At 72.1% G+C, this 5,389-nt stretch carries 5 protein-coding genes; 2 read left to right on the top strand and 3 right to left on the bottom strand.

The window, feature by feature from the left end; all coding sequences use genetic code 11:
* Window positions 1-68 precede the first annotated feature (68 nt).
* The 3 genes from KGA66_RS27950 to KGA66_RS27940 all read right to left on the bottom strand — a co-directional run bounded on the left by KGA66_RS27950 (window position 69) and on the right by KGA66_RS27940 (window position 2,016).
* Entirely contained in the window at window positions 69-692 is a 624-nt protein-coding gene (locus KGA66_RS27950; RefSeq protein ID WP_211472409.1) for a hypothetical protein, read from the bottom strand.
* Window positions 689-1,186: a hypothetical protein gene (locus KGA66_RS27945; protein WP_211472407.1), complete on the bottom strand. Its 498-nt coding sequence runs from the start codon at window positions 1,184-1,186 to the stop codon at window positions 689-691. Before KGA66_RS27945 ends, KGA66_RS27950 begins: the two co-directional genes overlap by 4 nt.
* A gap of 158 nt (window positions 1,187-1,344) precedes the next feature.
* Window positions 1,345-2,016, bottom strand: a complete 672-nt coding sequence (locus KGA66_RS27940; protein ID WP_211472405.1) for a hypothetical protein — start codon at window positions 2,014-2,016, stop codon at window positions 1,345-1,347.
* 213 nt (window positions 2,017-2,229) lie between these two features.
* Here KGA66_RS27940 and KGA66_RS27935 point away from each other — a divergent pair, with 213 nt between their 5' ends.
* Both KGA66_RS27935 and KGA66_RS27930 read left to right on the top strand, forming a co-directional pair.
* Window positions 2,230-4,590: an FdhF/YdeP family oxidoreductase gene (locus KGA66_RS27935; protein WP_211472403.1), complete on the top strand. Its 2,361-nt coding sequence runs from the start codon at window positions 2,230-2,232 to the stop codon at window positions 4,588-4,590.
* Window positions 4,591-4,661: 71 nt separating this feature from the next.
* Complete coding sequence (locus tag KGA66_RS27930; RefSeq protein ID WP_211472401.1) at window positions 4,662-5,303, top strand: TetR family transcriptional regulator; 642 nt, start codon at window positions 4,662-4,664, stop codon at window positions 5,301-5,303.
* The last annotated feature ends 86 nt before the right edge of the window (window positions 5,304-5,389 follow it).

Here is a 5,389-nt window from a genome sequence, read left to right as displayed (position 1 = left end):
GGGCAGGTCCGCGCGCGCCGGTTCGATCCGGCCGCTGCGCTGCGCGGGAACCGCACTGGACATGGTCATCACTCCTGTCCGTTCTGCTCGGGGGCGCGTTGACCGGACCGATCGCGGTTTCGCAGGTCGGCGGCGAGCGCGGCGATGAGCGGGGTGAGCAGTTCGTGCAGAGCACCGCCCGGGTCGGGATCGGCGCCCGGACCCATGTCGCGCTCGGGCTTGGGCACGGGGCCGGGTCCGAGGTCCGGGACGGGGTCGAGGTCCGGGACGGGGTCGAGGTCCGGGTCGGGCGCCGCGGCCCGCTGTGCGCGCGGGCGGCGCGTTGTCTCCGGTTGCTCCTTATGTTCCGGTCGGGCGCACGGCGGCGCTTCCGGCCGGACACGCAAACGTGTCACCAGGGCCGCCCCGAACAGAATCGCCGTCAGCAGGGCCGCGGCCGTGATCGCGGTCCCGGTCACCAGGTCGACCACGACGGAGCGCGGCGGCCGGTCGGCTCCGTGCCGGAAGTCCAAGGCATACGGAGCCAGCAGCAGCCAACCGCCGGCGAGCGCGCACAGCACCGCCGCGGCCAACCCCAGGTACGGGGCGAGGACGGGCGCCGGCACGGCCCGTGGCGGCTCGGCGGAACAGGGGCAGGCTCGCACCGTGGACCGGGCATCGCCCGGCGCGCTCTGTTCGGCGGTCGCGGTCATGCCGGGGCCTTCCCGTTCGGGTGCGTCACGTCCCAGGTGGCGGCACGCACGGTGGTGGCGAGCGCGAGCGGGCGCAGCACCTCGACGGCGGCCCGGCGGGCCCGTTTGGCCAGGCCGCCGCGGCCGTCCCGGTCCTGCGGCGCGGCGGGTTCGGGCACGAGGTCGGCCGCAGCGCGGGCGAGCGTCGGATAGGCGGTGGGGTCGTGCTCGATCCGCTCGGCCATGAACGCGAGGACCACACCCGCGAGGCCGAGTTCGTCATTCGGGCGCAGCGCCCCGGCGTCGAGGCCGTATCGCACGTCGGCGGCGGTGTCGAGCATGGCGCGGACCGCCGCGTCCGAGATGTGGTCCGTGAGCAGGAACGCGGCGATCGAGGCCGCCGCCTGGTCGGGGACGGTCGCGATGGGCTCCGCTTCACGGCGGTGCGCGAGCGGGTTCGCGCCCGCGGCGGGGAGCGTGACCGGGAAACGGGGCAGGAGTGCGAGTGCGGACAAGGGTCGGGTCCACCGCCTTCCGTGGCTGGCCGCTGCACGGGCGCGACCATCCTGCCAAGCGGCCGCGGCGGTGTCAGCGGGCTTCATTCCCTGGGGTGACGCGGGTCACCCCAGGGTGTGTGGATGCCTAGTGATCGGACGATGATGTCTGCTGATGATCAGGCCAGTGCGCTCAGGGAGCCGAGCAGACCGCCCACGGTAGAAGTGGCCTGATTCAGGATGCCGGACGCGTCCGCCACGGAGACCGGTCCCGTCAGCGCGTCGCCGATCGCGCCCGTGCCGAGCAGCGCGGTCGTGGCAGCGCCCGCGCCGCCGTTCCCCCTGCCGTTACCGCTACCACTACCCTTGCCGGTGCTCGTGCCACTGCCGCTGCCACTGCTCGTGCCGCTGCCGTCACCCGCGCCTCCCTGCGCCGAGCCGCCTGTGGTCGTCGCGGCAGGAACGGTGGTCGCGGTCGCCGCAGTACCGCTCTGCGGAGTCTGGTGCTGGGGGACGGTTCCGGCGAAGGTCCCGCCCGGAGAGGTGGGCTCAGTCCTCGGATACGCCGGCGCCGGGGCTCGCCGCGGCGCCGCTGCCTGGGCGACCGGAGCCACGGAAGTCTGCGGCACGCCGGCGTCGAGGTCGCTCACGTTCGCCACCGGGACCGGAGCGCCGAGACCGCCGCCGGCCAGATTTACCGGATCGGCGCTCTGCGCCCCGTCCGCCAGGCTCGCCCCGGTCGGTTCGAGGGCGGCGGCGGTCAGGCCCGCCGCGGTGAGCGTCGCACCGACGGCGAGCGTGCTCAGCGCGACGGCGCGCACCCGTGTCCGGGGTTTGGCATGGGTTCCCATCAGAAAGATCCCTTCTGGCCGAGTACGTCGCGCGCGCCCGACCGCGCGGTGGGACTTCCATTACGTGCAGGTTCGCGAGGGGTTGTCGGGCGAATACCGGTCAACTTCACTCCATGGGATGAACTGTGCGCGGCGGTACAGTGCTGGCATAGGGGCTGGCAGCCAGGAGCCGCGCGCCACAGCAGCGCCGCGGCGTACGCAGGGAGGCGACCGATGGCCACCGCGGCACCGCGCAACGACCCCGCCGACGAGAACCTGTCCGTCGGCTCGGCGAAGACCTACGCCGCCGGGGCACCCGCGGTGGCCAAGACCATGCGCCTCGTCGAGCAGCAGATGGGCGTCAAGCGCACCGCCCTCACCCTGCTGCGCGTCAACCAGCCCGGCGGTTTCGACTGCCCCGGCTGCGCCTGGCCGGAGGGACCGGACCGCGGGCATCTGGAGTTCTGCGAGAACGGCGCGAAGGCCGTCGCGCAGGAGGCGACGCTGCGGCGGGTGACGCGCGCCTTCTTCGAAGAGCACACGATGGCCGACCTGGCGGCCAAGTCCGACTACTGGCTCGGGCAGCAGGGCCGGTTGACCGAGCCGATGTACAAGGCCCGCGACGACGACCGGTACCGGCCGGTGAGCTGGAGCGAGGCGTTCCGGATCACCGCCGACGCACTGCGGGCCTGCGCGCCCGACGAAGCGGTCTTCTACACCTCCGGGCGCACCTCGAACGAGGCCGCGTTCCTCTACCAGCTGCTGGTGCGCCGCTACGGCACCAACAACCTGCCGGACTGCTCGAACATGTGCCACGAGTCGAGCGGATCGGCGCTGAGCGAGACCCTCGGCGTCGGGAAGGGCTCCGTCTCGCTCGACGACCTGTACCGGGCCGAACTGATCATCGTGGTCGGGCAGAACCCGGGCACGAACCATCCGCGCATGCTGGTCGCGCTGGAGCGGGCCAAGCGCGCCGGAGCGCGGATCGTCGCGGTCAACCCGCTGCCGGAGGCCGGTCTCATCCGGTTCAAGAACCCGCAGACCGTCCGGGGCCTGATCGGATCCGGCACACCGCTGGCCGACGAGTTCCTGCAGATCCGGCTCGGCGGCGACCTCGCCCTGTTCCGCGCGCTCGGCCGGCTGCTGCTTGAGGCCGAGGAGCGCATGCCCGGGCAGGTCCTGGACCGCGCTTTCATCGACACCTACACGCACGGGTTCGACGCCTACGCGAAGGAGGTGCGCGAGACCCCCTGGGAGACAGTGCTCGAAGCCACCGGTCTGCCGCGCGAGCAGGTCGAGGCGCTCGGCGAACGGGTGCTCGGCGCGAAGAGCGTGATCGTGTGCTGGGCGATGGGCCTGACCCAGCACCGGCACTCGGTGCCGACCATCCGGGAGATCGTCAACTTCCTGCTGCTGCGCGGCAATGTGGGGCGCCCGGGCGCCGGGGTCTGCCCGGTGCGCGGCCACTCCAACGTGCAGGGCGACCGGACGATGGGCATCTACGAGAAGCCGCCGGCTCGGTTCCTGGACGCGCTGGAGGCGGAGTTCGGCTTCGAACCCCCGCGCGCGCCCGGCTACGACACGGTCGACGCGATCCGGGCGATGCGCGACGGGAAGGTGCGGGTGTTCTTCGCGGTCGGCGGCAATTTCGTGAACGCGACTCCCGACACGGCGGTGACCGAGGCGGCGATGCGCAACTGCGCCCTGACGGTGCAGGTCTCCACGAAGCTCAACCGCTCGCACGCGGTCACCGGCCGGGACGCGCTGATCCTGCCGACGCTCGGGCGCACCGAGCGGGACGTGCAGGAGTGCGGCGAGCAGTTCGTCACGGTCGAGGACTCGATGTCGATGGTGCACGCCTCGCGCGGCCGGCTCGAGCCGGCCTCGCCGCAGCTCAGGAGCGAGGTGTCGATCATCGCCGGGCTGGCCCGGCAGCTGTTGGGCGAGCGGGTCGCGGACGGGCCGGAACCGGTCGAGTGGGAGTGGCTGGCCGCGCACTACGACCGGATCAGGGACCGGATCGAGCGCGTCGTGCCCGGCTTCGCGGACTTCAACGCGCGGGTGCGCGAACCGCAGGGCTTCCAACTGCCGCACGGGCCGCGCGACTCGCGGACCTTCCCCACGGCTACCGGCAAGGCGAACTTCACCGTCAACGAACTCGACGTCCTGCGCGTGCCGGAGGGCCATCTGCTGTTGCAGACCATCCGCTCGCACGACCAGTACAACACGACGATTTACGGGCTCGACGACCGCTATCGCGGGATCAGACAGGGCCGGCGGGTGGTCTTCGTCAACCCGGCGGACCTGGTCGTCCTCGGCTGCGCGGACGGTGACCTGGTGGACCTGGTCTCGGTGTGGCGGGACGGGGTCGAGCGGCGCGCGCCCGGGTTCCGCGTCGTCGGTTACCCGACGGCGCGCGGCTGCGCCGCCGCGTACTTCCCGGAGACCAATGTCCTGGTGCCGCTGGACTCCACGGCCCAGGTGTCGAACACCCCGACGTCCAAATCGGTGGTGGTGCGGCTGGTTCCGGCCACGGCCGCGGCCGCGGCGGCGCGAACGGCCGAGCGAACGCACAGCCAGGGGGCACCCAGCTGAAGCCCCACCAGATGGCGCAAACCATGGTCCGTCACAAATGCAATCTATCGAGCCATATATAAACTGACGGTATGACACAAGTACGTACCGTTGACGGGCGGATCGCAGGCCGCCGGGGTCAGGCCACCCGCGCTCGGCTGCTCGAATGCCTCGGCGAGCTGATCGCGTCCACCTCGTACCGGGACGTGACCGTGATCGATGTGGCCCGGCAGGCCGGCACCTCGCCGGCCACCTTCTACCAGTACTTCCCGGACATCCAGACCGCCGTGGTCGAACTGGCCAACGAAGTGCTCAGGGAGGCCGCGGCGCTCAAGGACCTGGCCTCGGAGCAGAACTGGACCGGGCGATCCGGCGGGGCCGCCGCGGGCGCGCTGGTGGACGGCTTCCTGGACTTCTGGCGGCAGCACGACGCGATCCTGCGCGTGGTCGACCTCGCCGCGGCGGAGGGCGACCGGCGCTTCTCACGGATACGCATGAAGCTGTTCAACTCGGTCGTGCAGGCGCTGACCGAGGCGATCACCGAGTTGCAGCGCTCCGGAAAGCTCGACGCCGAGGTGCATCCGGCCGCGACCGCCGGGGCGCTGGTGACGATGCTCGCGGCCAGCGCGGCGCACACCAAGGCATTCGACAGCTGGTCGGTCAAGGAGGGGGAACTGCGCTCCGGCCTCACCCGGCTGGTCGCATGGGGGGTCACCGGCCGCAAGCCGTCCTGACCGCGGCGGCGGGTGTGTCGGCTCTCCCGGCTGTGTCGATGGTGTCGGCTGTGTCGGCGCGGTCTGGGGTCGGCGCGGTCTGGGGG

This window comes from Actinocrinis puniceicyclus, from assembly GCF_018283645.1.
GTDB classification, from domain to species: domain Bacteria; phylum Actinomycetota; class Actinomycetes; order Streptomycetales; family Catenulisporaceae; genus Actinocrinis; species Actinocrinis puniceicyclus.
This window is presented reverse-complemented; position numbering and strand designations above follow the sequence as displayed.

Bases quoted from the DNA above. Each gene is read 5' to 3' on its own strand.
- KGA66_RS27950 (WP_211472409.1), bottom strand. From the start codon at position 692: ATGACCGCGACCGCCGAACAGAGCGCGCCGGGCGATGCCCGGTCCACG.
- KGA66_RS27940 (WP_211472405.1), bottom strand. From the start codon at position 2,016: ATGGGAACCCATGCCAAACCCCGGACACGGGTGCGCGCCGTCGCGCTG.
- KGA66_RS27935 (WP_211472403.1), top strand. From the start codon at position 2,230: ATGGCCACCGCGGCACCGCGCAACGACCCCGCCGACGAGAACCTGTCC.
- KGA66_RS27930 (WP_211472401.1), top strand. From the start codon at position 4,662: ATGACACAAGTACGTACCGTTGACGGGCGGATCGCAGGCCGCCGGGGT.